The sequence below is a fragment of the Pseudomonas sp. MF5691 genome, from assembly GCF_016405645.1.
GTDB lineage: Bacteria > Pseudomonadota > Gammaproteobacteria > Pseudomonadales > Pseudomonadaceae > Aquipseudomonas > Aquipseudomonas shahriarae.
Genome location: NZ_JAEKDC010000034.1, coordinates 1 through 23821 on the forward strand (window position 1 = coordinate 1; position 23821 = coordinate 23821).

Genomic DNA, 23821 nt, shown 5'->3' on the forward strand with positions numbered 1-23821 from the left:
CCGATGCATTCCTTATCGGCGCTTTGGTGAAGGGGTGGGACGAAGTCTCCCACGGTCTGTACTGGCTAGAGTCAGATGCTGGCTTTTAGTCCCACCACCCCTACAAGTCTAACCATACAAGCGGGCTGGCTCGCGAAAGCAGTGGGTCAGTCAACATCAATGTTGGCTGGGCCGACGTCTTCGCGGCGATGCGGCGATCCGACAAGCCCGCTCACAAATAGGGGGTTGGCGTGTTCGGGATTCAGGTCGGGGCCCTGACGCCGAATCGGTTGCGGTAATCACTGGGCGCAAGGCCGGTGATTTTTTTGAAGATCCCGCGAAAGGCGCTGGGGTCCTGATAGCCCACAGTCCAGGCAATCTGATCAATGGTGGTAGTGGTGAACTCCAGCATCTGTCGCGCCTTGCCCACCCGCAGGTGCTGACAGTACTCGGTGGGTTTCAGGCCGGTGGCAGTGCGAAACCGGCGCAGGAAAGTGCGCTCTTCCAGGCCGGCGGCCTGAGCCATCGCCGCGAGGGAGACATCCACCGCGCCACTGGCCTGTAACGCGTGCTGGACCTTGAGAATGGCCGCGTCGCCATGGCCGAGGATCGGCGCAAAATTGCTGCCGCACTGGCTGGCGCTGTCACTGTGCTCAATCACCAGAAAGCGCGCGGTGTCGGCGGCGATGCTCGGGCCCATGAGGCGGTCGACCAGGCGCAGGCCCAGCTCGGACCAGGCCATCAGCCCGGCAGTGGTAATCAGGTCGCCATCGTCGACGATAGGCTTATCGGCCTCCAGGCGCACCGCAGGAAAACGACTGGCGAAGGCGCTGGCCGAAGACCAGTGGGCAGTGGCGCTACGCCCATCGAGCAAGCCGCTGCGCGCCAGCATGATCGAACCGATGCACACGCCTCCCAGCACGGTGCCGGCCGCATGTTGCTGGCGCAGCCAGTGCAACAGCGCGGGCGGCGCCTGTTCTTCGCAAAACTCGCCAATCGACGGCGGCACCAGCACAGCCATCAACGGTTGATCGGGACCCGGCTGGCTGTCAAATGCCCGAACCGGCGTACCCTCGGCATTGACCTGCCAGTGGCTGACACGCAGCAAGGGTAGCTGCTGGCTCTGATGCTCGGCGGCGATACGATTGGCGACGCCGAACAGGTCGGTCAAACCGTGTACTGCCGCCATCTGCGCGCCACGGTAGATCAGCACGCCGAGCTCGACGATCGCGCGTTCCACAGCCATTGTCAGTTTTCCCCCTGTTATTGTCGGTAGAGCCAATCCCCGCGCCATGCGCCAGCTACGATACTGGGCGCATCAACCCCTCACGAGAAAACACACATGGCCAAGCAAGCACTTATCCTAATTGATATCCAGAACGACTACTTCCCCCAAGGCAAGTGGCCATTAGCCGGTGTGGAAGCGGCGGCCGACAAGGCGCAACAGGTGCTCCACGCATTTCGTCAGGCCGGCGATGCAGTGATCCACGTGCGCCATGAGTTCACCTCGGCAGATGCGCCCTTCTTCACCCCGGGCTCTGAAGGCGCCCATATACATGCCAAGGTGCAGAACGAAAACGACGAGCCGGTGGTGCTCAAGCACTTTGTAAATGCTTTTCGCCAAACCAATCTGCGCGAATTACTCGAACGACACAGCATCACCGACCTGGTGGTCGTCGGCAGCATGAGCCACATGTGCATCGACGCCGTGGTTCGCGCAGCGGCGGACTATGGCTACAACGTGACGGTGATCCACGACGCCTGTGCTACCCGCGATCAGGAATTCAATGGCAAGACCGTTCCGGCGGCACAGGTGCATGATGCCTACATGGCGTCACTGGCCTTTGCCTACGCCAGCGTGGTGTCGGCAGACGAGTTCCTGAAGGCCTGAAGGCTGACTGTCAGCGTGTCGCGAGGACGAACAGCCGTGGAAATGGCAGCAACACCGTGCCATCGGCCAGGGCCGGGTAAGCCTCGCGGATACGCGCCAGGTAGACGTCGAGAAAAGCACCTTGCTCGGCCTCATCCAGCGGCGCCAGAAATGGCCGCAGGCCCGTGCCCTTGAACCATTCCACCACCGCCTCATGGCCGCTGAGCGGATGGTAATAGGTGGTGTGCCATACATCGACGGTGCTGCAATGCTTGTTCAGCATCTCGTAGTAATCACGTGCCCCGTGGCGCTCGTTGTGCTTGACCGCACCGATCTTGTCCGCCCACGGCCCTTGCGCTGCCACTTCACGGGCCAGGCGGTGGGCGGGCTCGTTGAGGTTGTCCGGGGTTTGCACCGCCAGCGTCCCGCCCGGCGTCAATTGCGCCACCAGGTGCGGATAGAGGGTGGCGTGGTCCGGTACCCACTGCAGCGAGGCGTTGGCGAGGATCACATCAAACTGTCGCGCAGGCTTCCAGGCGCCGATATCGGCCAATTCAAAGTTGAGTGCCGGCAGCCGCTCACGGGCGCTGACCAGCATGTCCTGCGAGCTGTCCAAGCCAGTAATCGTCGCCTGGGGGAAACGCTGGGCCAACACCTCGGTGGAGTTGCCGGGGCCACACCCCAGGTCGACTGCAGTTCGTACGTCGCCTGCGGGAATGGCGGCGACCAGATCCCGGACGGGACGGGTGCGCTGTTGTTCAAACATCGAATACTGCCGGGCAGACCAGGTCATCGGGGCTTCCTTCTTGGTTAAGGGAGTGCGCTACAGCCTAAATCTTGTGACGCCTAGGGACAAATGCCAGAGCCGGGGAGTTTCCCTACCTAAAAACAAGAAACCCCCGAGGCAAATGCCAGCGGGGGTTCCTGGTGTTACGGGATAGTCCGGGCCAAGGTGGCCTTAGAACGGAATATCATCATCAAAACTGTCGAAGTCAGCGGCTGGCTGTGGTGCCGCCTGCTGTGGCGCTGGACGCGACTCACGCTGTGGCTGCTGGCTTGGCTGCGGACGGGACTGCTGTGGACGCGGTGCCGAGTTGGACATGCCGCCCTGGCCCTGTTGGTCGCCCTGTGGACGGCCGCCCAGCAGTTGCATGGTGCCTTGCATGTCGACCACGATTTCTGTGGTGTAACGCTTGATGCCGTCTTTTTCCCACTCGCGGGTCTGCAGTTTGCCTTCGATGTAGACCTGCGAACCCTTGCGCAGGTATTCACCGGCGATCTCTGCAACCTTGCCGAACATCGACACACGGTGCCATTCGGTTTTCTCGACCTTCTGGCCGGTCTGCTTGTCGGTCCACTGTTCGCTGGTCGCCAGACTCAGGTTGGTCACGGCGTTACCGTTAGGCAAGTAGCGAACTTCGGGATCCTGGCCGCATGTACCGACCAATATGACTTTGTTAACCCCACGGGCCATAACGTTCTCCTAGGCTGGGCGCGCTGTCGGCACTGGGTTGACCAGTTGCTCGAGCGTCGCGCGATCCAATAGTTCGGTGTCCAATTTGATGTAAATGGCCGCTTCTTCCGCGACCACGACTGCATCTGTTACCCCTACGACGGCCTTCAGGCGTTCTACCAGACCGCTTTCACGGATCGCCTCGGGCGATAGCGGCAAACGCAGACTTGTGACGTAGGGAGGTTCGCGCATGGTAACAGCAAAGACCAGCCAAAGTGCAGCCAGCCCGGCGCATCCGAGGAACACAACCGACAAACCGCCATGCTGGAACATCCAGCCGCCCATGATGCCGCCCAGCGCCGAACCGAGGAACTGGCTGGTGGAATACACCCCCATTGCCGTGCCTTTGCCGCCTGCCGGTGACACTTTACTGATCAGCGAAGGCAGTGACGCCTCCAGCAGGTTGAACGCGGTGAAAAACACCACCGTGCCGATTACCAGTGCCCGTAGGCTGTCGCCGAACTGCCAGAAGAATAGTTCAGTGAGCATCAATGTCGCGACGGCGCCGAGCAAAACTCGTTTCATTTTGCGTTTCTTCTCGCCATAGATGATGAACGGGATCATGGCGAAGAACGAAATCAGCAATGCGGTCAGGTACACCCACCAGTGCTCCTCCTTGGGCAACCCGGCCTTTTCCACCAGCGCCAGGGGCAAGGCGACGAAGCTGCACATCAACATCGCGTGCAATACGAAGATACCTAAATCCAGGCGCAGCAGATCCGGGTGCTTGAGGGTCGGTAGCAGCGCCTGCTTCGCCACGCCCGATTCACGGTGCTGCAGCGGCCCGGTGGAGCGCGGCACCATAAAGGCCACGATCACGATACCCAACAGGGCCATGCCGCCAGTGGCCAGGAACAGGCCGTGCAAGCCAAAGGCGCGGGTCAGCAAGGGACCGACCACCATGGCCACGGCAAACGAAAGGCCGATGGTCATGCCGATCATGGCCATGGCCTTGGTGCGATGTTGTTCGCGGGTCAGGTCCGACAACAGCGCCATCACCGCCGCAGAAATCGCCCCGGCGCCCTGCAGGATACGTCCGGCGATCACGCCCCAGATCGAATCGGCATTGGCCGCCAGCACACTGCCCAGGGCAAAGATGATCAGCCCCAGGTAGATCACCGGTCGGCGGCCAATGCGGTCGGAAATGATCCCGAACGGAATCTGGAAAATCGCCTGGGTCAGGCCATAGGCGCCAATCGCCAGGCCGATCAGGGCCGGGGTCGCGCCTGCGAGGTCCATGCCATAGGTCGCCAGTACCGGCAACACCATAAACATGCCCAGCATACGGAAGGCGAACACCAGGGCCAGACCGCTTGCTGCTCGGGTCTCGCCGCTACTCATGCGTTCGCTGTGGGGATCGTGCATGGAAAAACCTCGTGTGAACCGGCGGCGATTCTACCAGTCCCATCGTTTGAGAGGGTATATGCGGCGCTTTGCCGCGCAGCTTTCATGTAAGGCTGAAATGGGCAAACTGACAGTGTATATTCATCCAGTCTTTAACCGTATACTCCTGCATTATTTATACGCCCGCCGTGCGAGGCCATCTTGGACAAGATCCTGATTCGTGGGGCTAGAACCCACAACCTGAAGAACATCGACCTGACCCTGCCCCGGGACAAACTGATTGTCATCACCGGCTTGTCCGGGTCCGGCAAATCATCGCTGGCGTTCGACACGCTGTATGCCGAAGGCCAGCGTCGTTATGTGGAGTCGCTGTCGGCCTACGCCCGGCAGTTCCTGTCGATGATGGAAAAGCCTGATGTCGACACCATCGAAGGCCTGTCGCCAGCCATTTCCATCGAACAGAAGTCGACCTCCCACAACCCACGCTCCACCGTGGGCACCATTACCGAAATCTACGATTACCTGCGCTTGTTGTATGCACGCGTCGGTATTCCGCGCTGCCCGGATCACGATATCCCGCTGGAAGCCCAAACCGTCAGCCAGATGGTCGACCTGGTGCTGGCCCAGCCGGAAGGCGCCAAGCTGATGCTGCTGGCGCCGGTGATTCGTGAGCGCAAGGGCGAGCACCTGTCAGTCTTCGAAGAGCTGCGCGCCCAGGGCTTTGTCCGCGCCCGGATCAACGGCAAGCTGTATGAGCTGGATGAAGCGCCGAAGCTGGATAAACAGAAGAAGCACACCATTGATGTGGTGGTCGACCGTTTCAAGGTACGTGCCGATCTGCAGCAACGCCTGGCGGAGTCGTTCGAGACCGCGCTGAAGCTGGCAGACGGTATTGCCCTGGTGGCGCCGATGGACGACGAGCCGGGCGAAGAAATCATCTTCTCCGCGCGCTTCGCCTGCCCGATCTGCGGCCACGCCATCAGTGAGCTGGAACCCAAGCTGTTCTCCTTCAACAACCCGGCTGGCGCCTGCCCGACCTGTGATGGGCTGGGGGTCAAGCAGTTCTTCGATATCAAGCGCCTGGTCAATGGCGACCTGACGCTGGCGGAGGGCGCGATACGTGGTTGGGACCGGCGCAATGTGTACTACTTCCAAATGCTCGGGTCGCTGGCTGCCCACTATAAATTCAGCCTGGAAGTGCCCTTCAACGAGCTGCCGGCCGAGCAACAAAAAGTCATCCTGCACGGCAGCGGCTCGCAGAACGTCGACTTCAAGTACCTCAATGATCGTGGCGACATCGTCAAGCGCTCCCACCCGTTCGAAGGCATCGTGCCTAACCTGGAACGGCGCTACCGGGAAACCGAGTCGGCCAGTGTGCGCGAGGAGCTGGCCAAGTTCCTCAGCACCCAGCCCTGCCCGGATTGCCGCGGCACCCGTTTGCGTCGCGAGGCCCGCCACGTCTGGGTCGGCGAGAAAACCCTACCGGCCGTGACCAACCTGCCCATCGGCGATGCCTGCGAATACTTCGGCGTATTGAAGCTGACCGGGCGACGCGGCGAAATTGCCGACAAGATCCTCAAGGAAATTCGCGAGCGCCTGCAGTTCCTGGTCAATGTGGGGTTGGATTACCTGTCCCTGGATCGCAGTGCCGACACCCTGTCTGGCGGCGAGGCACAGCGTATACGCCTGGCCAGCCAGATCGGCGCCGGCCTGGTGGGCGTGCTGTACATTCTCGACGAGCCGTCCATCGGCCTGCACCAGCGTGACAACGATCGTCTGCTGGGCACGCTCAAGCACCTTCGGGACATCGGCAACACGGTGATCGTGGTCGAACACGATGAGGATGCCATTCGCCTGGCGGACTATGTGGTCGATATCGGCCCTGGTGCCGGCGTGCATGGCGGCCATATTGTGGCCCAGGGCACTCCCGCGGAAGTCATGGCCCATCCGGACTCATTGACAGGGAAATACCTGTCTGGCCGGGTAAAAATCGAAGTGCCGGCCAAACGTACGCCACGCAACAAAAAACAAGCGCTGCACCTCAAGGGCGCGCGCGGCAACAACCTGCGCAATGTCGACCTGGAAATCCCCCTGGGCCTGCTGACCTGCGTGACCGGTGTATCCGGCTCTGGCAAGTCGACGCTGATCAACAACACGCTGTTCCCCCTCAGTGCCACGGCACTGAACGGTGCCACCACCCTGGAAGCTGCCGCCCATGACAGCATCAAGGGCCTGGAGCTGCTGGATAAAGTGGTGGATATCGACCAGAGCCCGATCGGTCGCACGCCCCGCTCCAACCCTGCAACCTATACCGGGCTGTTCACGCCGATTCGCGAACTGTTCGCCGGTGTGCCGGAGTCCCGCTCGCGGGGTTATGGGCCAGGGCGCTTCTCCTTCAACGTCAAGGGCGGGCGCTGCGAGGCGTGCCAGGGCGATGGCCTGATCAAGGTCGAGATGCACTTCCTCCCGGACATCTACGTGCCGTGCGATGTGTGCAAGAGCAAGCGTTACAACCGCGAAACCCTGGAGATCAAGTACAAGGGCAAGAACATCCATGAAACCCTCGAGATGACCATCGAGGAGGCGCGGGTGTTCTTTGACGCAGTGCCGGCCCTGGCACGCAAACTCCAGACCCTGATGGACGTGGGCTTGTCGTATATCAAGCTAGGGCAGTCGGCGACTACGCTGTCCGGTGGTGAGGCGCAGCGGGTTAAGCTGTCTCGCGAGCTGTCCAAGCGCGATACCGGCAAGACCTTGTATATCCTCGATGAGCCGACCACCGGCTTGCACTTTGCGGATATTCAGCAGTTGCTCGACGTGCTGCACCGCCTGCGCGACCACGGCAACACGGTAGTCGTGATCGAGCACAACCTGGATGTAATCAAGACGGCCGACTGGCTGGTGGACCTGGGGCCGGAAGGCGGCTCCAAGGGTGGGCAGATTATTGCGGTGGGTACGCCGGAGCAGGTTTCCGAGATGCCGCAGTCCCACACTGGCTACTATCTGAAGCCGTTGCTGGCGCGCGACCGGGCCTGAGTTTTCGGGCCCAACAAAAAGCCCCTGTCACCGCTACGGTGACAGGGGCTTTTTTATGCCGGCAAAATCAGAACTGCGATTGCAGGTAGTTTTCCAGACCGATCAACTTGATCAGACCCAGCTGCTTTTCCAGCCAGTAGGTGTGATCTTCTTCAGTGTCGTTCAACTGTACGCGCAGGATTTCCCGGGTCACGTAGTCGTTGTGCTTCTCGCAAAGCTCGATGCCTTTGCACAGCGCAGCGCGGACCTTGTATTCCAGGCGCAAGTCGCTGGCGAGCATCTCAGGCACGGTGGTACCGGTATCCAGGTCGTCAGGACGCATACGCGGCGTGCCTTCGAGCATCAGGATACGGCGCATCAGCGCGTCGGCGTGCTGTGCCTCTTCTTCCATTTCGTGATTGATACGCTCGTAGAGCTCGGTAAAGCCCCAGTCTTCGTACATCCGCGAGTGAATGAAATATTGGTCACGAGCTGCCAGTTCGCCCGTCAGCAACGTGTTGAGGTAATCGATTACGTCGGGGTGACCTTGCATCGCCCTACATCTCCCTGCTTGAAAGGCCCTAGTTTGAACCATGCTGACCTGCAGGTCACGAGACGAACGGCAGAAAAGTGAAGATTTTCAGAGAAAAGTAGCTGAAATAACGCAAAAACCGCCCAAATGAGGGCGGTTCTGCTTATCACTTAGAGTCAGTTAAGCGATACACCCAGCGCTGTTGCGATTCCTTCTCCATAAGCTGGATCAGCTTTGAAGAAGTGCTGCAGTTGACGCTGAACCACATCACTGGAAACCCCGGCCATCGCGCCGGCGATGTTGTTAATCAACAGCGCTTTTTGCTCAGCGTTCATCAGGCGGAACAGCGCACCGGCATGGCTGTAATAATCAGTGTCTTCGCGGTGGTCGTAACGATCGGCCGCACCCCTGAGCGCCAAGGCTGGTTCTGCGTACTGCGGCGCCTGTTTTGGCGCATCGGCGTAACTGTTTGGCTCGTAGTTGGGAGCCGCACCGCCGTTGGTGCCGAACGCCATGGACCCGTCACGCTGATAGGTGTTGACCGGACTGCGTGGAGCATTCACTGGCAGGTGCTGATGGTTAGTGCCGATACGGTAGCGGTGCGCATCGGCGTAAGCGAATACACGGCCCTGCAGCATGCGATCCGGCGACAAACCGACGCCTGGCACCATGTTGCTTGGGCCGAACGCGGCCTGCTCCACTTCGGCGAAGTAGTTCTGCGGGTTGCGGTTCAACTCCAGCTCACCCACTTCAATCAACGGAAACTCTTTCTGCGACCAGGTTTTGGTTACGTCGAAGGGGTTCTCGTAGTGAGCGTTGGCCTGGGCCTCAGTCATGATCTGGATGCACACACGCCATTTAGGGAAGTCACCGCGCTCAATGGCCCCAAACAGATCGCGCTGGGCGTAATCCGGATCGGTACCGGCCAGACGCGCTGCATCGGCAGGCGCCAGGTTCTTGATGCCTTGCTTGGTCTTGTAGTGCCACTTCACCCAATGACGCTCGCCATTGGCGTTGATCAAGCTGTAGGTGTGGCTACCAAAGCCGTGCATATGACGGTAGCCGTCAGGGATGCCACGGTCCGAAAACAGGATGGTGACCTGGTGCAGCGCCTCAGGCGAGTGCGACCAGAAGTCCCACATCATCTGTGCACTTTTCAGGTTGCTTTGCGGCAGGCGCTTTTGAGTGTGGATAAAGTCGGGGAACTTCAGCGGGTCACGGATAAAGAACACCGGGGTGTTGTTACCAACGATGTCCCAGTTGCCTTCTTCGGTGTAGAACTTCAGCGCGAAGCCACGTGGGTCGCGTTCGGTGTCTGCCGAGCCGCGTTCGCCACCTACGGTGGAGAAGCGCAGAAAGGTCGGAGTCTGCTTACCGATAGCTTCAAACAGTTTGGCACTGGTGTATTGGGTAATGTCCTTGGTAACCGTGAAGGTCCCATACGCTCCCGAGCCTTTGGCGTGTACGCGGCGCTCTGGGATGTTTTCACGGTTGAAGTGGGCAAGCTTCTCGATCAGGTGAAAGTCGTCGAGCAACAACGGGCCACGCGGGCCTGCGGAACGGGAATTCTGGTTATCCGCAACGGGAGCACCGCTGGCAGTTGTAAGGGTTTTATTCTGGCTCATGCTCAATCTCCTCAGGTCAGTCTTGGAACTGCCGGCTAATCGGCTTGGAGGCAGTATTGACCAGGAAGATGACACCTTCAAATGTATTAAATCATGCCACTCAATAGATTTTTACTAACACCCAATCGACCGGCATAGCCAAAGGGCAATGAGTGAACATCACGTTGCTTTTCAATCGCCCACAAAAAACCGGGCACTAGGCCCGGTTTTTCGTAGCAGACTGTCGTCTTACTCGGCGGATACAGCTTCGCCAGCAGTAGCACGATCAACCAACTCGACGTACGCCATAGGCGCGTTGTCGCCAGTGCGGAAACCGCACTTGAGGATGCGCAGGTAGCCACCCTCACGGGTAGCATAACGCTTGCCCAGGTCGTTGAAGAGCTTACCAACGATAGCTTTCGAACGAGTACGGTCGAAAGCCAGACGGCGGTTAGCCAGGCTGTCTGTCTTGGCCAAAGTGATCAGCGGCTCAGCAACGCGACGCAGTTCTTTGGCTTTCGGCAGTGTAGTTTTAATCAGCTCGTGCTCGAACAGCGACACCGCCATGTTTTGAAACATGGCCTTGCGGTGCGAGCTGGTACGGCTCAGGTGACGACCACTTTTACGATGACGCATGGTTCATTCCTTACCAAACTCACGTTCGGTGATTACGACGATCAGGCAGTCGCCTTGTCGTCCTTCTTAAGACTTGCAGGCGGCCAGTTGTCGAGGCGCATGCCGAGGGACAGACCGCGGGAGGCCAGAACGTCCTTGATTTCAGTCAAGGATTTCTTGCCCAGGTTCGGAGTCTTCAACAGTTCTACTTCGGTACGCTGAATCAGGTCACCGATGTAGTAAATGTTTTCCGCCTTAAGGCAGTTAGCCGAACGTACAGTCAGTTCCAGATCGTCAACCGGGCGAAGCAGGATCGGATCGATCTCGTCTTCCTGCTCGATTACCACTGGTTCGCTGTCACCTTTGAGGTCGACGAACGCAGCCAACTGCTGTTGCAGAATGGTTGCAGCGCGGCGAATAGCCTCTTCAGGATCCAGAGTACCGTTGGTTTCCAGATCAATAACCAGCTTGTCCAGGTTAGTACGCTGCTCGACACGGGCGTTTTCCACCACGTATGCGATACGGCGAACCGGGCTGAACGAAGAGTCAAGCTGCAAGCGACCAATGCTGCGACTTTCGTCTTCATCGCTCTGACGCGAGTCGGCCGGTTCATAACCACGACCACGAGCTACGGTGAGCTTCATGTTCAAAGCGCCGTTAGACGCCAGGTTAGCGATTACGTGATCGGGGTTAACGATCTCGACATCATGATCCAGCTGAATATCGGCAGCGGTAACCACCCCCGAACCCTTCTTCGACAAGGTCAGCGTAACTTCGTCACGGCCGTGCAGCTTGATAGCCAGACCTTTAAGGTTCAACAGGATTTCAATTACGTCTTCCTGTACACCTTCGATGGCGCTGTACTCGTGGAGCACACCGTCAATCTCGGCCTCGACTACTGCACAGCCGGGCATTGAGGACAACAGGATGCGGCGCAGCGCGTTGCCCAGGGTGTGGCCAAAACCACGCTCGAGAGGCTCGAGAGTGATCTTGGCGCGGGTTGGACTGACAACCTGCACATCAATGTGGCGGGGTGTCAGGAACTCATTTACCGAAATCTGCATGGATGCACCTATTTTCTAGCCCTTACTTGGAGTAGAGCTCGACAATCAGGCTTTCGTTGATGTCGGCGGACAGATCACTGCGAGCAGGAACGTTCTTGAAAACGCCCGACTTCTTCTCAGTGTCTACTTCTACCCATTCTACGCGGCCACGTTGGGCACACAGATCGAGAGCTTGGACAATGCGAAGTTGGTTTTTTGCTTTCTCGCGAATCGCGACCACGTCACCAGCACGAACCTGGTAGGACGGAACGTTAACGGTTTGGCCGTTTACGCTGACGGATTTGTGCGATACCAGCTGACGGGATTCGGCACGAGTCGAACCAAAGCCCATACGGTATACAACGTTGTCCAGACGGCATTCGAGCAGTTGCAGCAGGTTTTCACCGGTTGCACCTTTCTTGCCAGCAGCTTCTTTGTAGTAGCCGCTGAACTGACGCTCGAGAACGCCGTAGATACGACGGACCTTCTGCTTTTCACGCAGTTGGGTGCCGTAATCGGACTGGCGACCGCGGCGTTGGCCGTGGATACCAGGTGCTGCTTCAATGTTGCACTTCGATTCGATCGCGCGCACGCCGCTCTTCAGGAAGAGATCGGTGCCTTCGCGACGAGCGAGTTTGCATTTTGGACCAATGTAACGAGCCATTCTTTACAATCTCCTGGATTACACGCGGCGCTTCTTCGGCGGACGGCACCCGTTGTGCGGGATTGGCGTCACGTCGGTGATGCTGGCGATCTTATAGCCACAGCCGTTCAAAGCACGGACAGCAGACTCACGACCTGGACCTGGACCCTTGACGTTAACGTCGAGGTTTTTCAGGCCATATTCCAGCGCAGCTTGACCAGCACGTTCAGCAGCTACTTGAGCAGCAAACGGGGTGGACTTGCGGGAACCGCGGAAACCCGAACCACCGGAGGTAGCCCAAGAAAGCGCGTTACCTTGACGGTCGGTGATGGTCACGATGGTGTTGTTAAAAGATGCATGGATGTGGGCGATGCCATCAACCACTGTCTTTTTAACTTTTTTACGAGGACGAGCAGCAGGTTTTGCCATGATAATTTTCCTGTCGATTCGCTGGGGCGATTACTTGCGGATCGGCTTACGCGGACCTTTACGGGTACGCGCGTTAGTCTTGGTACGCTGACCGCGCACTGGAAGACCACGACGATGACGCAGACCGCGATAGCAACCGAGGTCCATCAAACGCTTGATTTTCATGTTGATTTCGCGACGCAGGTCACCTTCAGTGGTGAACTTCGCCACTTCGCCACGCAGCAATTCAATCTGCTCGTCGCTCAGATCCTTGATCTTAGCGGCTGGGTTTACCCCAGCAACTGCGCAAATTTTCTGCGCAGTAGTGCGACCAACACCATAGATGTAGGTCAGCGAGATAACAGTGTGCTTGTTATCTGGAATGTTAACGCCTGCAATACGGGCCATTCAGTGGGACTCCAATTGACAGCTACCTACGCCCCGGAAGCCAAGAAATAGGGCGCGAGATAATATCGCTGTAATAACAAATAATCAACCCGGCAGCGCACTAGCTGCCGGGCTTCAAGCGGATCACACTCAGCCTTGGCGCTGTTTGTGACGCGGTTCCGCGCTGCAAATTACTCGAACAACACCTTCGCGGCGAATAATCTTGCAGTTACGGCACAGCTTTTTCACCGATGCACGAACTTTCATCACCAACTCCTCGAACCTTATGGGGTACTCAGCGCAACATGCCGCTGCCGTAGCCCTTCAGGTTGGCTTTCTTCATCAGGGATTCGTACTGGTGCGAAACGAGGTGCGATTGTACTTGGGACATGAAGTCCATCACAACCACGACCACGATCAGCAACGAGGTCCCGCCAAGGTAGAACGGAACGTTTGCTGCAACCACCAGGAACTGGGGCAACAAGCACACGGCCGTCATATATAGAGCACCGAACAGGGTCAAACGGGTCAGAACGCCATCAATGTAGCGCGCCGACTGCTCGCCTGGACGAATACCCGGAATAAAGGCACCGGACTTCTTCAGGTTTTCCGCTACGTCTTTCGGATTGAACATCAACGCCGTATAGAAGAAGCAGAAGAAAATAATCCCTGCACTAAACAGCAGAATATTCAACGGCTGACCAGGAGCGATCGACTGCGAGATGTCCTGCAACCAGCCCATACCTTCAGACTGACCAAACCAGGCACCCAGCGAAGCCGGGAACAGCAAAATGCTGCTCGCGAAGATAGCAGGAATAACACCGGCCATATTCACTTTCAGCGGCAAGTGGCTGGTCTGCGCAGCGAAGACCTTACGGCCCTGCTGACGCTTGGCGTAGTGAACAGCAATACGACGCTGGCCACGCTCAATGAACACCACAAAACCGATAATCGCTACTGCCAGCAAACCGATGGCAACCAAGGCGAAGATATTGATATCACCCTGACGTGCAGACTCGAAAGACTGCCCGATTGCCCTCGGAAGACCGGCGACGATACCTGCGAAAATCAACATCGAGATACCGTTGCCAACACCACGCTCAGTAATCTGCTCACCCAGCCACATCATGAACATCGCACCAGCCACAAATGTGGTTACCGCGACGAAATGGAAGCCAAAGTCACCAGTGAACGCTACGCCCTGCCCTGCCAGACCAATGGACATGCCAATAGCCTGGACAAGAGCAAGAGCGACAGTGAGGTAGCGGGTGTACTGGCTTATCTTGCGACGACCAGCTTCACCTTCCTTCTTCAACTGCTCCAGCTGCGGGCTGACGGCGCTCATCAACTGCATGATGATCGATGCCGAAATGTACGGCATGATCCCCAGTGCAAAGATGCTCATCCGCTCCAGCGCGCCGCCGGAAAACATGTTGAACAAGCTAAGAATGGTCCCCTCATTCTGTCGAAACAGGTCTGCGAGTCGGTCCGGGTTGATACCTGGAACCGGGATGTGTGCGCCTATTCGGTAGACGATAATCGCCAGGAACAGAAAACGCAGACGAGCCCAAAGTTCAGACATACCGCCTTTGCCGAGCGCTGAGAGAGCACCTTGCTTAGCCATTTATTCCTCGAACTTGCCGCCAGCTGCTTCGATAGCCGAACGCGCACCTTTGGTGGCGCCGATTCCCTTGCCGATAGTGACAGCGCGAGTCACTTCACCGGACAGCATGATTTTCACACGCTGTACGTTGACGTTGATCACGTTGGCATCTTTCAGGGTCTGCACGGTAACGATGTCGCCTTCCACTTTAGCCAGCTCGGACAGACGCACTTCTGCGCGGTCCATGGCCTTCAGGGAAACGAAACCGAACTTCGGCAGGCGACGATGCAGCGGCTGTTGACCGCCTTCAAAGCCTGGAGCGATGGTGCCACCGGAGCGGGAGGTTTGACCTTTGTGGCCACGGCCACCAGTCTTACCCAAACCGCTACCGATACCACGGCCCGGACGATGCTTTTCGCGACGGGAACCCGGCGCTGGACTCAGATCATTGAGTTTCATCGATTAACCCTCGACACGCAGCATGTAGTAAGCCTTGTTGATCATCCCGCGATTCTCGGGAGTATCCTGGACTTCTACAGTGTGACCGATGCGACGCAGACCCAAACCCTTAACGCACAATTTGTGGTTAGGGATGCGGCCGGTCATGCTTTTGATCAGCGTTACTTTAACGGTAGCCATGATCAGAAGATCTCCTTGACGCTTTTGCCACGCTTGGCGGCAATGGATTCAGGAGATTGCATAGCTTTCAAACCTTTGAAAGTGGCGTGAACCACGTTTACCGGGTTAGTCGAGCCGTAGCACTTGGCCAGAACGTTCTGAACACCTGCAACCTCGAGGACAGCACGCATAGCGCCGCCAGCGATGATACCGGTACCTTCAGAAGCAGGCTGCATGTACACCTTCGAAGCGCCGTGAGCGGACTTCATTGCGTACTGCAGAGTGGTGCCGTTCAGGTCAACTTGGATCATGTTGCGACGAGCAGCTTCCATTGCCTTCTGGATCGCAGCAGGCACTTCACGCGACTTGCCACGGCCGAAGCCAACACGGCCCTTACCATCACCAACCACGGTCAACGCGGTGAAGGTGAAGATACGGCCGCCTTTAACGGTTTTGGCTACGCGGTTAACTTGAACCAGCTTCTCAATGTAGCCTTCGTCGCGCTTTTGGTCGTTATTTGACATAACTTAGAACTCCAGCCCAGCTTCACGAGCAGCATCAGCCAGCGCTTTAACGCGGCCGTGGTACTTGAAGCCAGAGCGGTCGAAAGCCACTTGCGAGACGCCAGCGGCCTTAGCACGCGTAGCGACCAACTGGCCAACCTTAGTGGCCGCGTCGATGTTGCCAGTGGCACCATCACGCAGTTCTTTATCCAAAGTCGAGGCGCTTGCCAGGACTTTGTTGCCGTCGGCCGAGATGACCTGGGCGTAGATGTGCTGCGACGAGCGGAACACGCAGAGACGCACGACTTCGAGTTCGTGCATTTTCAGGCGTGCTTTGCGAGCGCGACGCAGTCGAGTAACTTTTTTGTCGGTCATTTGCTATGCCCTACTTCTTCTTGGCTTCTTTACGACGGACGACTTCGTCCGCGTAGCGCACACCTTTGCCTTTGTACGGCTCTGGTGGACGGAAGTCGCGGATCTCGGCAGCCACTTGACCTACCAGCTGCTTGTCGATGCCCTTGATCAGGATATCGGTCTGGCTAGGAGTTTCAGCGGTGATGCCTTCCGGCAGTTCGTAATCCACTGGGTGCGAGAAGCCAAGGGCCAGGTTCAAAACCGTGCCTTTTGCTTGCGCTTTGTAACCAACACCGACCAGCTGGAGCTTACGCTCGAAGCCTTGGCTTACGCCTTGGACCATGTTGTTTACCAACGCACGCGTGGTACCGGCCATTGCGCGAGTTTGTTGATCGCCATTGCGAGCAGCGAAACGCAGCTCACCAGCTTCTTCAACGATCTCAACGGACGAATGGATGTTCAGTTCAAGAGTACCCTTGGCACCCTTCACCGAAAGCTGTTGGCCTGCGAATTTTACTTCGACACCGGCTGGCAGCTTAACGGGGTTCTTAGCGACGCGAGACATGCTTATCCCCCCTTAGAACACAGTGCAAAGAACTTCGCCGCCGACACCGGCAGCGCGCGCAGCACGATCCGTCATCACACCTTTGTTGGTGGAGACGATAGACACGCCAAGACCGCCACGAACTTTCGGCAGATCTTCAACGGACTTGTACTGACGCAGGCCTGGACGGCTAACGCGCTTCACTTCCTCGATGACCGGACGGCCTTCGAAGTACTTCAGCTCGATGGACAGCAGTGGCTTGATTTCGCTGCTGATCTGATAACCCGCAATGTAGCCTTCGTCTTTCAGGACTTTGGCAACAGCTACCTTCAACGTGGAAGATGGCATGCTTACGACGGACTTTTCAGCCATCTGGGCATTACGGATACGAGTTAGCATGTCCGCTAACGGGTCCTGCATACTCATGGGCTAGACGCTCCTAATACAAAAAAATTAGCCTTGCGGCTACATATGTCACCGAGAATCTCCGGGCATAAAACACACGGGCTCAGGCGAGCCGCGTATTTTAGACACACTCCGGAAATGAAACAAGCCCCAAAAGGGGCTTGTTCCAGATTCTAGGCCACCGGCGGTCAGTATCTTGCGATCCTGGCCACCGAGACTTCGAAAGTACTTACCAGCTGGCTTTAACCAGACCAGGTACGTCACCACGCATTGCCGCTTCACGCAGTTTGTTACGGCCGAGGCCGAACTTGCGGTAAACGCCGTGCGGACGACCGGTCAGGCGGCAGCGGTTACGCATGCGCGAAGCGCTTGCGTCACGTGGCTGCTTCTGCAGAGCTACTGTAGCTTCCCAACGCGCTTCTGGACTTGCGTTCAGATCAACGATGATAGCTTTCAGTGCTGCACGCTTCTTGGCGTACTTGGCAACCGTGAGCTGACGCTTCAGCTCGCGGTTTTTCATGCTCATCTTGGCCATGGTCCTACTCCAATCAGTTGCGGAACGGGAATTTGAACGCACGCAGCAGAGCGCGGCCTTCATCATCGTTCTTGGCAGTGGTGGTCAGGGTGATGTCCAGACCGCGGAGAGCATCGATCTTGTCGTAGTCGATTTCCGGGAAGATGATCTGCTCTTTCACGCCCATGCTGTAGTTACCACGACCATCGAAGGACTTGGCATTCAGGCCGCGGAAGTCGCGAACCCGAGGCAGGGAGATCGACAGCAGACGATCCAGGAACTCGTACATACGCTCACGGCGCAGAGTCACTTTGACACCGATCGGCCAACCTTCACGGACTTTAAAGCCAGCGATGGATTTCCGAGCGTAAGTCACAACGACTTTTTGACCGGTGATCTTTTCCAGGTCAGCAACAGCGTGCTCGATGACTTTTTTGTCACCGATCGCTTCGCCCAGACCCATGTTCAGGGTGATTTTGGTAACGCGCGGAACTTCCATCACGTTCGAAAGCTTAAGTTCTTCCTTAAGCTTCGGAGCGATTTCCTTCCGGTAAATCTCTTTTAGTCGTGCCATGGTCTTATCTACCTAGCAGTGTTCAAGCATCAACCGCTTTTTGGGTCGACTTGAAGACACGAATTTTCTTACCGTCTTCTACTTTGAAACCAACGCGGTCAGCCTTGTTGGTTTCGCCGTTGAAGATGGCGACGTTAGAAGCGTGCAATGGCGCTTCTTTCTCGACGATACCGCCCTGTACGCCCGACGCGGGGTTAGGCTTGGTATGACGCTTGACCAGGTTCAGACCACCAATGACCAGACGGTCATCAGCAAGAACCTTCAGCACCTTACCGCGCTTACCTTTGTCTTTGCCGGCGATCACGATGATCTCGTCGTCACGACGAATCTTTTGCATGTCGGATCTCCTTACAGCACTTCTGGGGCGAGCGAGACGATCTTCATGAACTTCTCAGTACGAAGTTCACGGGTCACTGGCCCAAAGATACGGGTGCCGATCGGCTCTTGCTTGTTGTTCAGAAGAACAGCAGCGTTGCCATCAAAGCGGATAATGGAGCCATCAGCACGACGTACGCCGTGACGAGTGCGGACTACAACAGCAGTCATCACTTGGCCTTTTTTCACTTTACCGCGAGGAATTGCTTCCTTCACGGTAACTTTGATGATGTCACCGATACCAGCGTAACGACGATGGGAGCCACCCAGCACCTTGATGCACATAACACGGCGAGCGCCGCTGTTATCGGCCACATCGAGCATGGATTGAGTCTGAATCATATAATTTCTCCGACCCCTAGTCCTTAGACTTCCACAGCGCGTTCGAGAACATCAACCAGTGCCCAAGACTTGGTCTTGGCCAGCGGACGAGTTTCACGAATAGTGACTTTGTCGCCGATGTGGCACTGATTGGTTTCGTCGTGCGCGTGCAGCTTAGTCGAACGCTTAACATATTTACCGTAGATCGGGTGCTTAACGCGACGCTCGATCAAAACGGTGATGGTTTTGTCCATCTTGTCGCTGACAACACGGCCAGTCAGCGTACGGACAGTCTTTTCGGCTTCAGCCATGATCACTTACCTGCCTGCTGGTTGAGCACAGTCTTCACGCGAGCGATGTCACGCTTAACTTGCGAGAGCAGATGAGACTGCCCCAACTGGCCAGTTGCTTTCTGCATACGCAGATTGAACTGGTCGCGCAGCAGGCCGAGCAGTTGCTCGTTCAGCTGCTGTGCGGATTTTTCACGAAGTTCATTCGCTTTCATCACATCACCGTCCGTTTAACAAAGGCGGTGGCGAGCGGCAGCTTTGCAGCAGCCAGGGCAAAAGCCTCACGCGCCAGCTCTTCAGTTACACCCTCGATTTCATACAGGACTTTGCCTGGCTGAATCTGGGCTACCCAGTATTCCACGTTACCCTTACCTTTACCCATCCGAACCTCGAGAGGTTTTTTGGAGATCGGCTTGTCCGGGAATACACGGATCCAGATCTTGCCGCCACGTTTAACGTGACGGGTCAGAGCACGACGCGCTGACTCGATCTGACGAGCGGTGAGACGACCACGAGCTACAGACTTCAGCGCGAACTCGCCGAAGCTGACTTTGCTACCGCGCTGAGCCAGACCACGGTTGTGGCCTGTCATCTGCTTGCGGAACTTCGTACGCTTAGGTTGCAACATTTGGCGTACCCCTTACTTAGCAGCTTTTTTACGAGGCGCTGGTGCTTGTGGTTTCAGTTCTTCTTGGCGACCACCAATTACTTCGCCCTTGAAGATCCAAACCTTTACACCGATCACACCGTAAGTGGTGTGAGCTTCGTAGTTGGCATAGTCGATGTCGGCACGCAGGGTGTGCAATGGCACACGACCTTCGCGATACCATTCAGTACGTGCGATTTCAGCACCGCCGAGACGACCGCTCACTTGGATTTTGATGCCTTTGGCACCAATGCGCATGGCGTTCTGTACAGCGCGCTTCATAGCACGACGGAACATTACGCGGCGCTCCAGCTGCTGAGCTACGCTCTGCGCAACCAGCATACCGTCGAGCTCCGGCTTGCGGATCTCTTCGATATTGATGTGCACAGGCACACCCATTTGCTTGGTCAGGTCCTGACGCAGTTTCTCAACATCTTCACCTTTCTTCCCGATAACGATACCTGGACGAGCGGTGTGGATGGTGATACGTGCAGTTTGCGCCGGACGATGGATATCGATACGGCTTACGGACGCGCTTTTTAGTTTGTCTTGGAGATACTCACGCACCTTCAGATCAGCGAACAAATAGTCCGCATAAGTCCGACCGTCTGCGTACCAGACGGAGGTGTGCTCCTTGACGATTCCCAGGCGAATGCCAATGGGATGTACTTTCTGACCCATCTCTTCGACTCCGTTACTTGTCAGCAACCTTGACAGTGATATGGCAAGACCGCTTGACGATGCGATCAGCACGGCCTTTGGCACGCGGCATGATACGCTTCAGCGAACGCCCTTCGTTGACGAAAACGGTGCTGACCTTCAGGTCATCAACGTCTGCGCCTTCGTTATGCTCGGCGTTGGCTACGGCCGACTCCAGCACTTTCTTCATGATCTCGGCGGCTTTCTTACTGCTGAAAGCCAACAGGTTGAGCGCTTCGCCCACCTTCTTCCCGCGGATCTGGTCGGCGACCAAGCGGGCTTTCTGGGCGGAGATTCGAGCGCCCGACAACTTAGCGGCTACTTCCATTTCCTAACCCCTTAACGCTTGGCTTTCTTGTCTGCCACGTGCCCACGATAAGTGCGGGTACCGGCAAACTCGCCCAGTTTGTGGCCGACCATGTCTTCGTTAACGAGAACTGGGACGTGCTGACGACCGTTGTGTACTGCGATGGTCAAACCGACCATTTGTGGCAGGATCATAGAACGGCGCGACCAGGTCTTAACTGGTTTGCGATCGTTCTTTTCCGCCGCCACTTCGATCTTCTTCAGTAGGTGAAGATCAATAAAAGGACCTTTTTTCAGAGAACGTGGCACTGTCGTATCCCTCTATTTACTTGCGACGACGGACGATCATTTTGTCGGTACGCTTATTACCACGAGTCTTCGCGCCCTTAGTCGGGAAGCCCCATGGCGATACCGGATGACGACCACCAGAGGTACGACCTTCACCACCACCGTGTGGGTGGTCAACCGGGTTCATGGCAACACCACGAACGGTTGGGCGAACGCCACGCCAGCGTTTGGCACCAGCTTTACCCAGCGAACGCAGGCTGTGCTCGGAGTTCGAGACTTCGCCCAGGGTCGCACGGCATTCAGCCAGTACTTTACGCATCTCACCAGAACGCAGACGCAGGGTCACGTAGACACCTTCACGAGCGATCAGCTGAGCCGAAGCACCAGCGGAACGAGCGATCTGTGCGCCTTTACCTGGCTTCAATTCGATGCCGTGTACGGTGCTACCAACTGGAATGTTACGCAGTTGCAGAGCGTTGCCCGGCTTGATCGGTGCCAGGGCACCTGCGATCAGCTGGTCGCCAGCACTCACGCCTTTAGGCGCGATGATGTAGCGACGCTCGCCATCTGCGTACAGCAGCAGAGCGATGTGAGCAGTACGGTTTGGATCGTATTCGATACGCTCGACAGTGGCAGAGATGCCATCTTTGTCGTTGCGACGGAAATCGACCAGACGATAATGCTGCTTATGGCCACCACCGATGTGACGAGTGGTAATGCGACCATTGTTGTTACGACCACCAGTCTTCGATTTCTTCTCGAGCAGCGGTGCGTGAGGAGCGCCTTTATGCAGCTCCTGGTTGACCACCTTGACCACAAAACGGCGGCCAGGGGAAGTCGGTTTGCATTTAACGATTGCCATGATGCACCCCTTCCTTACTCAGCACTGCTGCTGAAATCGAGATCTTGGCCTGGCTGAAGGGAGATAACTGCCTTCTTCCAGTCATTACGCTTGCCCAGACCGCGAGCAGTGCGCTTGCTCTTACCCAGAACATTCAGGGTAGTAACACGCTCTACTTTCACGCTGAACAGGCTTTCGACGGCCTTCTTGATTTCCAGCTTGGTTGCGTCAGTTGCAACCTTGAAAACGAACTGGCCTTTCTTGTCAGCCAGAACCGTAGCCTTTTCGGAAACGTGCGGGCCAAGCAGAACTTTAAATACGCGTTCCTGGTTCATCCCAGCAGCTCCTCGAATTTCTTCACGGCCGACACGGTGATCAACACCTTGTCGTATGCGATCAGACTAACTGGATCGGAACCTTGCACGTCACGTACATCAACGTGTGGCAGGTTGCGAGCAGCCAGGTACAGGTTCTGATCAACAGCTTCAGACACGATCAGGACATCAGTCAGACCCATGCCGTTCAGCTTGTTCAGCAGATCTTTGGTTTTCGGCGCTTCAACAGCGAAGTCCTGAACCACGACCAGACGATCAGTACGCACGAGTTCAGCAAGGATGGAGCGCAGTGCTGCGCGATACATCTTCTTGTTGAGCTTCTGAGAGTGATCCTGTGGACGAGCTGCGAAAGTGGTACCGCCGCCACGCCAGATTGGGCTACGGATAGTACCGGCACGAGCACGGCCAGTACCTTTCTGACGCCAAGGGCGCTTACCGCCACCACGAACGTCGGAACGGGTCTTTTGCTGCTTGCTACCTTGACGGCCGCCGGCCATGTAGGCCACGACTGCTTGGTGAACGAGCGTCTCGTTGAATTCGCCGCCAAATGTCAGTTCGGAAACTTCGATCGCTTGAGCGTCATTTACATTTAATTGCATGTCAGCTTCCCCTTAACCGCGAGCCTTGGCCGCTGGACGTACAACCAGGTTGCCGCCAGTAGCGCCAGGAACAGCACCCTTGACCAACAACAGATTGCGTTCAGCGTCGACGCGCACTACTTCGAGGGACTGCACGGTCACGCGCTCAGCGCCCATATGACCGGACATTTTTTTGCCCTTGAATACACGACCAGGAGTCTGGCACTGGCCAATAGAGCCCGGGACGCGGTGGGAAACGGAGTTACCGTGAGTGTTGTCTTGGCCACGGAAATTCCAACGCTTGATCGTACCCTGGAAGCCTTTACCCTTGGACTGACCGGTTACATCAACCAGTTGACCAGCGGCGAAGATTTCAGCGCTGATCAGATCGCCAGCCTGGTAGTCACCATCTTCAAGACGGAACTCCATAACAGTACGACCAGCTGCAACGTTTGCTTTAGCGAAGTGACCTGCTTGAGCAGCAGTCACGCGCGAAGCACGACGCTCGCCGACAGTGACTTGCACTGCACGATAGCCATCGGTTTCTTCAGTTTTGAACTGGGTGACGCGATTCGGCTCGATCTCAATGACCGTGACCGGAATGGAGACACCTTCTTCGGTGAAAATACGGGTCATACCGCATTTACGACCGACTACACCAATAGTCATGTTGTAAACCTCATGAGTGTACGGGGCTTTCACCCGCTATGGCCGCCCATTTCAGAGCGTTACACGACTAAGACCCGAGTCTTAGCCGAGGCTGATCTGTACTTCCACACCGGCCGCCAGATCAAGCTTCATAAGTGCATCAACGGTTTTATCCGTTGGCTGGACGATGTCCAGAACGCGCTTATGAGTACGGATCTCGTACTGGTCACGCGCGTCTTTGTTGACGTGCGGGGAGACCAGAACGGTGAACCGCTCTTTGCGGGTAGGCAGTGGAATAGGACCACGCACTTGTGCCCCAGTACGTTTCGCGGTTTCCACGATTTCCTGGGTGGATTGGTCGATCAGGCGATGGTCAAAAGCCTTCAACCTGATACGGATTTGCTGATTTTGCATTGGATTTCAGAC

Annotated in this window: 36 protein-coding genes; 2 read left to right on the forward strand and 34 right to left on the reverse strand. The window is 56.8% G+C overall.

The genetic code is table 11. The annotated features are described in order from the left end of the window. Positions 1-241 precede the first annotated feature (241 nt). The gene (locus JFT44_RS26790) at positions 242-1225 is read right to left on the reverse strand and encodes a GlxA family transcriptional regulator (RefSeq protein ID WP_057960760.1); all 984 of its coding nucleotides are present in this window, start codon (positions 1223-1225) and stop codon (positions 242-244) included. A gap of 96 nt (positions 1226-1321) precedes the next feature. Here JFT44_RS26790 and JFT44_RS26795 point away from each other — a divergent pair, with 96 nt between their 5' ends. Beyond that, complete coding sequence (locus JFT44_RS26795; protein WP_057960761.1) at positions 1322-1870, forward strand: cysteine hydrolase family protein; 549 nt, start codon at positions 1322-1324, stop codon at positions 1868-1870. 10 nt (positions 1871-1880) lie between these two features. Here JFT44_RS26795 and tam read toward each other — a convergent pair whose 3' ends face one another. The 3 genes from tam to JFT44_RS26810 form a co-directional block, all read right to left on the reverse strand. Beyond that, the gene (gene tam, locus JFT44_RS26800; RefSeq protein ID WP_057438952.1) at positions 1881-2642 is read right to left on the reverse strand and encodes a trans-aconitate 2-methyltransferase; all 762 of its coding nucleotides are present in this window, start codon (positions 2640-2642) and stop codon (positions 1881-1883) included. Between the two features lie 165 nt (positions 2643-2807). Further along, the gene (locus tag JFT44_RS26805) at positions 2808-3323 is read right to left on the reverse strand and encodes a single-stranded DNA-binding protein (RefSeq protein ID WP_017849542.1); all 516 of its coding nucleotides are present in this window, start codon (positions 3321-3323) and stop codon (positions 2808-2810) included. A gap of 9 nt (positions 3324-3332) precedes the next feature. Beyond that, entirely contained in the window at positions 3333-4727 is a 1395-nt protein-coding gene (locus JFT44_RS26810) for an MFS transporter (protein ID WP_057960763.1), read from the reverse strand. A gap of 180 nt (positions 4728-4907) precedes the next feature. Between JFT44_RS26810 and uvrA the strand changes: the two genes are divergently transcribed. After that, entirely contained in the window at positions 4908-7742 is a 2835-nt protein-coding gene (gene uvrA, locus JFT44_RS26815) for an excinuclease ABC subunit UvrA (protein WP_029299403.1), read from the forward strand. 67 nt (positions 7743-7809) lie between these two features. On the opposite strand, the gene bfr is transcribed toward uvrA, so the two are convergent. From bfr to rpsJ, 30 genes are all read right to left on the reverse strand, one after another. Next, on the reverse strand, positions 7810-8274 hold the full coding sequence (gene bfr / locus JFT44_RS26820) for a bacterioferritin (protein WP_029299402.1): 465 nt from the start codon (positions 8272-8274) through the stop codon (positions 7810-7812). A 155-nt stretch (positions 8275-8429) separates the two neighbouring features. Then, positions 8430-9878, reverse strand: coding sequence for a catalase (locus JFT44_RS26825; protein ID WP_198831425.1), 1449 nt, complete (start codon positions 9876-9878; stop codon positions 8430-8432). A gap of 228 nt (positions 9879-10106) precedes the next feature. Next, positions 10107-10493, reverse strand: coding sequence for a 50S ribosomal protein L17 (gene rplQ, locus JFT44_RS26830; protein ID WP_007918448.1), 387 nt, complete (start codon positions 10491-10493; stop codon positions 10107-10109). Positions 10494-10534: 41 nt separating this feature from the next. Next, positions 10535-11536: a DNA-directed RNA polymerase subunit alpha gene (locus JFT44_RS26835; protein ID WP_003176403.1), complete on the reverse strand. Its 1002-nt coding sequence runs from the start codon at positions 11534-11536 to the stop codon at positions 10535-10537. Between the two features lie 22 nt (positions 11537-11558). Then, positions 11559-12179 (reverse strand): 30S ribosomal protein S4, encoded by a 621-nt coding sequence (rpsD, locus tag JFT44_RS26840; RefSeq protein WP_003210056.1) that lies wholly within the window; start codon positions 12177-12179, stop codon positions 11559-11561. 18 nt (positions 12180-12197) lie between these two features. Then, positions 12198-12587: a 30S ribosomal protein S11 gene (rpsK, locus tag JFT44_RS26845; RefSeq protein ID WP_002555466.1), complete on the reverse strand. Its 390-nt coding sequence runs from the start codon at positions 12585-12587 to the stop codon at positions 12198-12200. Positions 12588-12617: 30 nt separating this feature from the next. Continuing rightward, on the reverse strand, positions 12618-12974 hold the full coding sequence (gene rpsM, locus JFT44_RS26850; RefSeq protein ID WP_024077676.1) for a 30S ribosomal protein S13: 357 nt from the start codon (positions 12972-12974) through the stop codon (positions 12618-12620). 129 nt (positions 12975-13103) lie between these two features. Beyond that, on the reverse strand, positions 13104-13220 hold the full coding sequence (rpmJ, locus tag JFT44_RS26855) for a 50S ribosomal protein L36 (protein ID WP_002555468.1): 117 nt from the start codon (positions 13218-13220) through the stop codon (positions 13104-13106). A gap of 28 nt (positions 13221-13248) precedes the next feature. Further along, entirely contained in the window at positions 13249-14577 is a 1329-nt protein-coding gene (gene secY / locus JFT44_RS26860; RefSeq protein WP_038443739.1) for a preprotein translocase subunit SecY, read from the reverse strand. After that, on the reverse strand, positions 14578-15015 hold the full coding sequence (rplO, locus tag JFT44_RS26865; protein ID WP_003176407.1) for a 50S ribosomal protein L15: 438 nt from the start codon (positions 15013-15015) through the stop codon (positions 14578-14580). Between the two features lie 3 nt (positions 15016-15018). Next, positions 15019-15195 carry a 50S ribosomal protein L30 gene (gene rpmD, locus JFT44_RS26870; RefSeq protein ID WP_003176408.1) on the reverse strand — a complete coding sequence of 59 codons (177 nt, stop codon included), beginning with the start codon at positions 15193-15195 and terminating at the stop codon, positions 15019-15021. A gap of 2 nt (positions 15196-15197) precedes the next feature. Beyond that, positions 15198-15698 (reverse strand): 30S ribosomal protein S5, encoded by a 501-nt coding sequence (rpsE, locus tag JFT44_RS26875; RefSeq protein ID WP_003186035.1) that lies wholly within the window; start codon positions 15696-15698, stop codon positions 15198-15200. Positions 15699-15701: 3 nt separating this feature from the next. After that, positions 15702-16052: a 50S ribosomal protein L18 gene (rplR, locus tag JFT44_RS26880; RefSeq protein WP_003186037.1), complete on the reverse strand. Its 351-nt coding sequence runs from the start codon at positions 16050-16052 to the stop codon at positions 15702-15704. Positions 16053-16062: 10 nt separating this feature from the next. Next, a complete protein-coding gene (gene rplF / locus JFT44_RS26885; RefSeq protein ID WP_003176412.1) occupies positions 16063-16596 on the reverse strand; it encodes a 50S ribosomal protein L6 in 534 nt (177 codons plus the stop codon). A gap of 12 nt (positions 16597-16608) precedes the next feature. Continuing rightward, a complete protein-coding gene (rpsH, locus tag JFT44_RS26890; RefSeq protein WP_017848802.1) occupies positions 16609-17001 on the reverse strand; it encodes a 30S ribosomal protein S8 in 393 nt (130 codons plus the stop codon). 208 nt (positions 17002-17209) lie between these two features. Further along, entirely contained in the window at positions 17210-17515 is a 306-nt protein-coding gene (gene rpsN / locus JFT44_RS26895) for a 30S ribosomal protein S14 (protein ID WP_003176414.1), read from the reverse strand. Positions 17516-17528: 13 nt separating this feature from the next. Beyond that, positions 17529-18068: a 50S ribosomal protein L5 gene (gene rplE, locus JFT44_RS26900; protein WP_003210069.1), complete on the reverse strand. Its 540-nt coding sequence runs from the start codon at positions 18066-18068 to the stop codon at positions 17529-17531. Between the two features lie 22 nt (positions 18069-18090). After that, positions 18091-18405, reverse strand: a complete 315-nt coding sequence (rplX, locus tag JFT44_RS26905) for a 50S ribosomal protein L24 (protein ID WP_029299388.1) — start codon at positions 18403-18405, stop codon at positions 18091-18093. A gap of 11 nt (positions 18406-18416) precedes the next feature. Beyond that, the gene (gene rplN / locus JFT44_RS26910; protein ID WP_002555479.1) at positions 18417-18785 is read right to left on the reverse strand and encodes a 50S ribosomal protein L14; all 369 of its coding nucleotides are present in this window, start codon (positions 18783-18785) and stop codon (positions 18417-18419) included. A 23-nt stretch (positions 18786-18808) separates the two neighbouring features. Beyond that, a complete protein-coding gene (gene rpsQ, locus JFT44_RS26915; RefSeq protein WP_003176419.1) occupies positions 18809-19075 on the reverse strand; it encodes a 30S ribosomal protein S17 in 267 nt (88 codons plus the stop codon). A 2-nt stretch (positions 19076-19077) separates the two neighbouring features. Further along, positions 19078-19269 (reverse strand): 50S ribosomal protein L29, encoded by a 192-nt coding sequence (gene rpmC / locus JFT44_RS26920; RefSeq protein ID WP_002555481.1) that lies wholly within the window; start codon positions 19267-19269, stop codon positions 19078-19080. Continuing rightward, positions 19269-19682 (reverse strand): 50S ribosomal protein L16, encoded by a 414-nt coding sequence (gene rplP / locus JFT44_RS26925; RefSeq protein ID WP_003232424.1) that lies wholly within the window; start codon positions 19680-19682, stop codon positions 19269-19271. Before rplP ends, rpmC begins: the two co-directional genes overlap by 1 nt. Positions 19683-19694: 12 nt before the next feature. Beyond that, positions 19695-20381, reverse strand: coding sequence for a 30S ribosomal protein S3 (rpsC, locus tag JFT44_RS26930; RefSeq protein WP_003176422.1), 687 nt, complete (start codon positions 20379-20381; stop codon positions 19695-19697). 13 nt (positions 20382-20394) lie between these two features. Next, on the reverse strand, positions 20395-20727 hold the full coding sequence (rplV, locus tag JFT44_RS26935; protein WP_003103908.1) for a 50S ribosomal protein L22: 333 nt from the start codon (positions 20725-20727) through the stop codon (positions 20395-20397). Positions 20728-20738: 11 nt separating this feature from the next. Then, complete coding sequence (gene rpsS, locus JFT44_RS26940) at positions 20739-21014, reverse strand: 30S ribosomal protein S19 (protein ID WP_002555486.1); 276 nt, start codon at positions 21012-21014, stop codon at positions 20739-20741. A gap of 16 nt (positions 21015-21030) precedes the next feature. Then, complete coding sequence (rplB, locus tag JFT44_RS26945) at positions 21031-21855, reverse strand: 50S ribosomal protein L2 (protein ID WP_003176423.1); 825 nt, start codon at positions 21853-21855, stop codon at positions 21031-21033. 14 nt (positions 21856-21869) lie between these two features. After that, positions 21870-22169, reverse strand: a complete 300-nt coding sequence (gene rplW, locus JFT44_RS26950; RefSeq protein ID WP_002555488.1) for a 50S ribosomal protein L23 — start codon at positions 22167-22169, stop codon at positions 21870-21872. Beyond that, a complete protein-coding gene (gene rplD, locus JFT44_RS26955) occupies positions 22166-22768 on the reverse strand; it encodes a 50S ribosomal protein L4 (RefSeq protein WP_057438746.1) in 603 nt (200 codons plus the stop codon). The genes rplW and rplD overlap by 4 nt, the downstream gene beginning before the upstream one ends. A gap of 12 nt (positions 22769-22780) precedes the next feature. Further along, positions 22781-23416, reverse strand: a complete 636-nt coding sequence (gene rplC, locus JFT44_RS26960) for a 50S ribosomal protein L3 (RefSeq protein ID WP_065891200.1) — start codon at positions 23414-23416, stop codon at positions 22781-22783. 81 nt (positions 23417-23497) lie between these two features. Beyond that, positions 23498-23809 (reverse strand): 30S ribosomal protein S10, encoded by a 312-nt coding sequence (gene rpsJ / locus JFT44_RS26965; protein ID WP_003186070.1) that lies wholly within the window; start codon positions 23807-23809, stop codon positions 23498-23500. Positions 23810-23821: the final 12 nt, after the last annotated feature.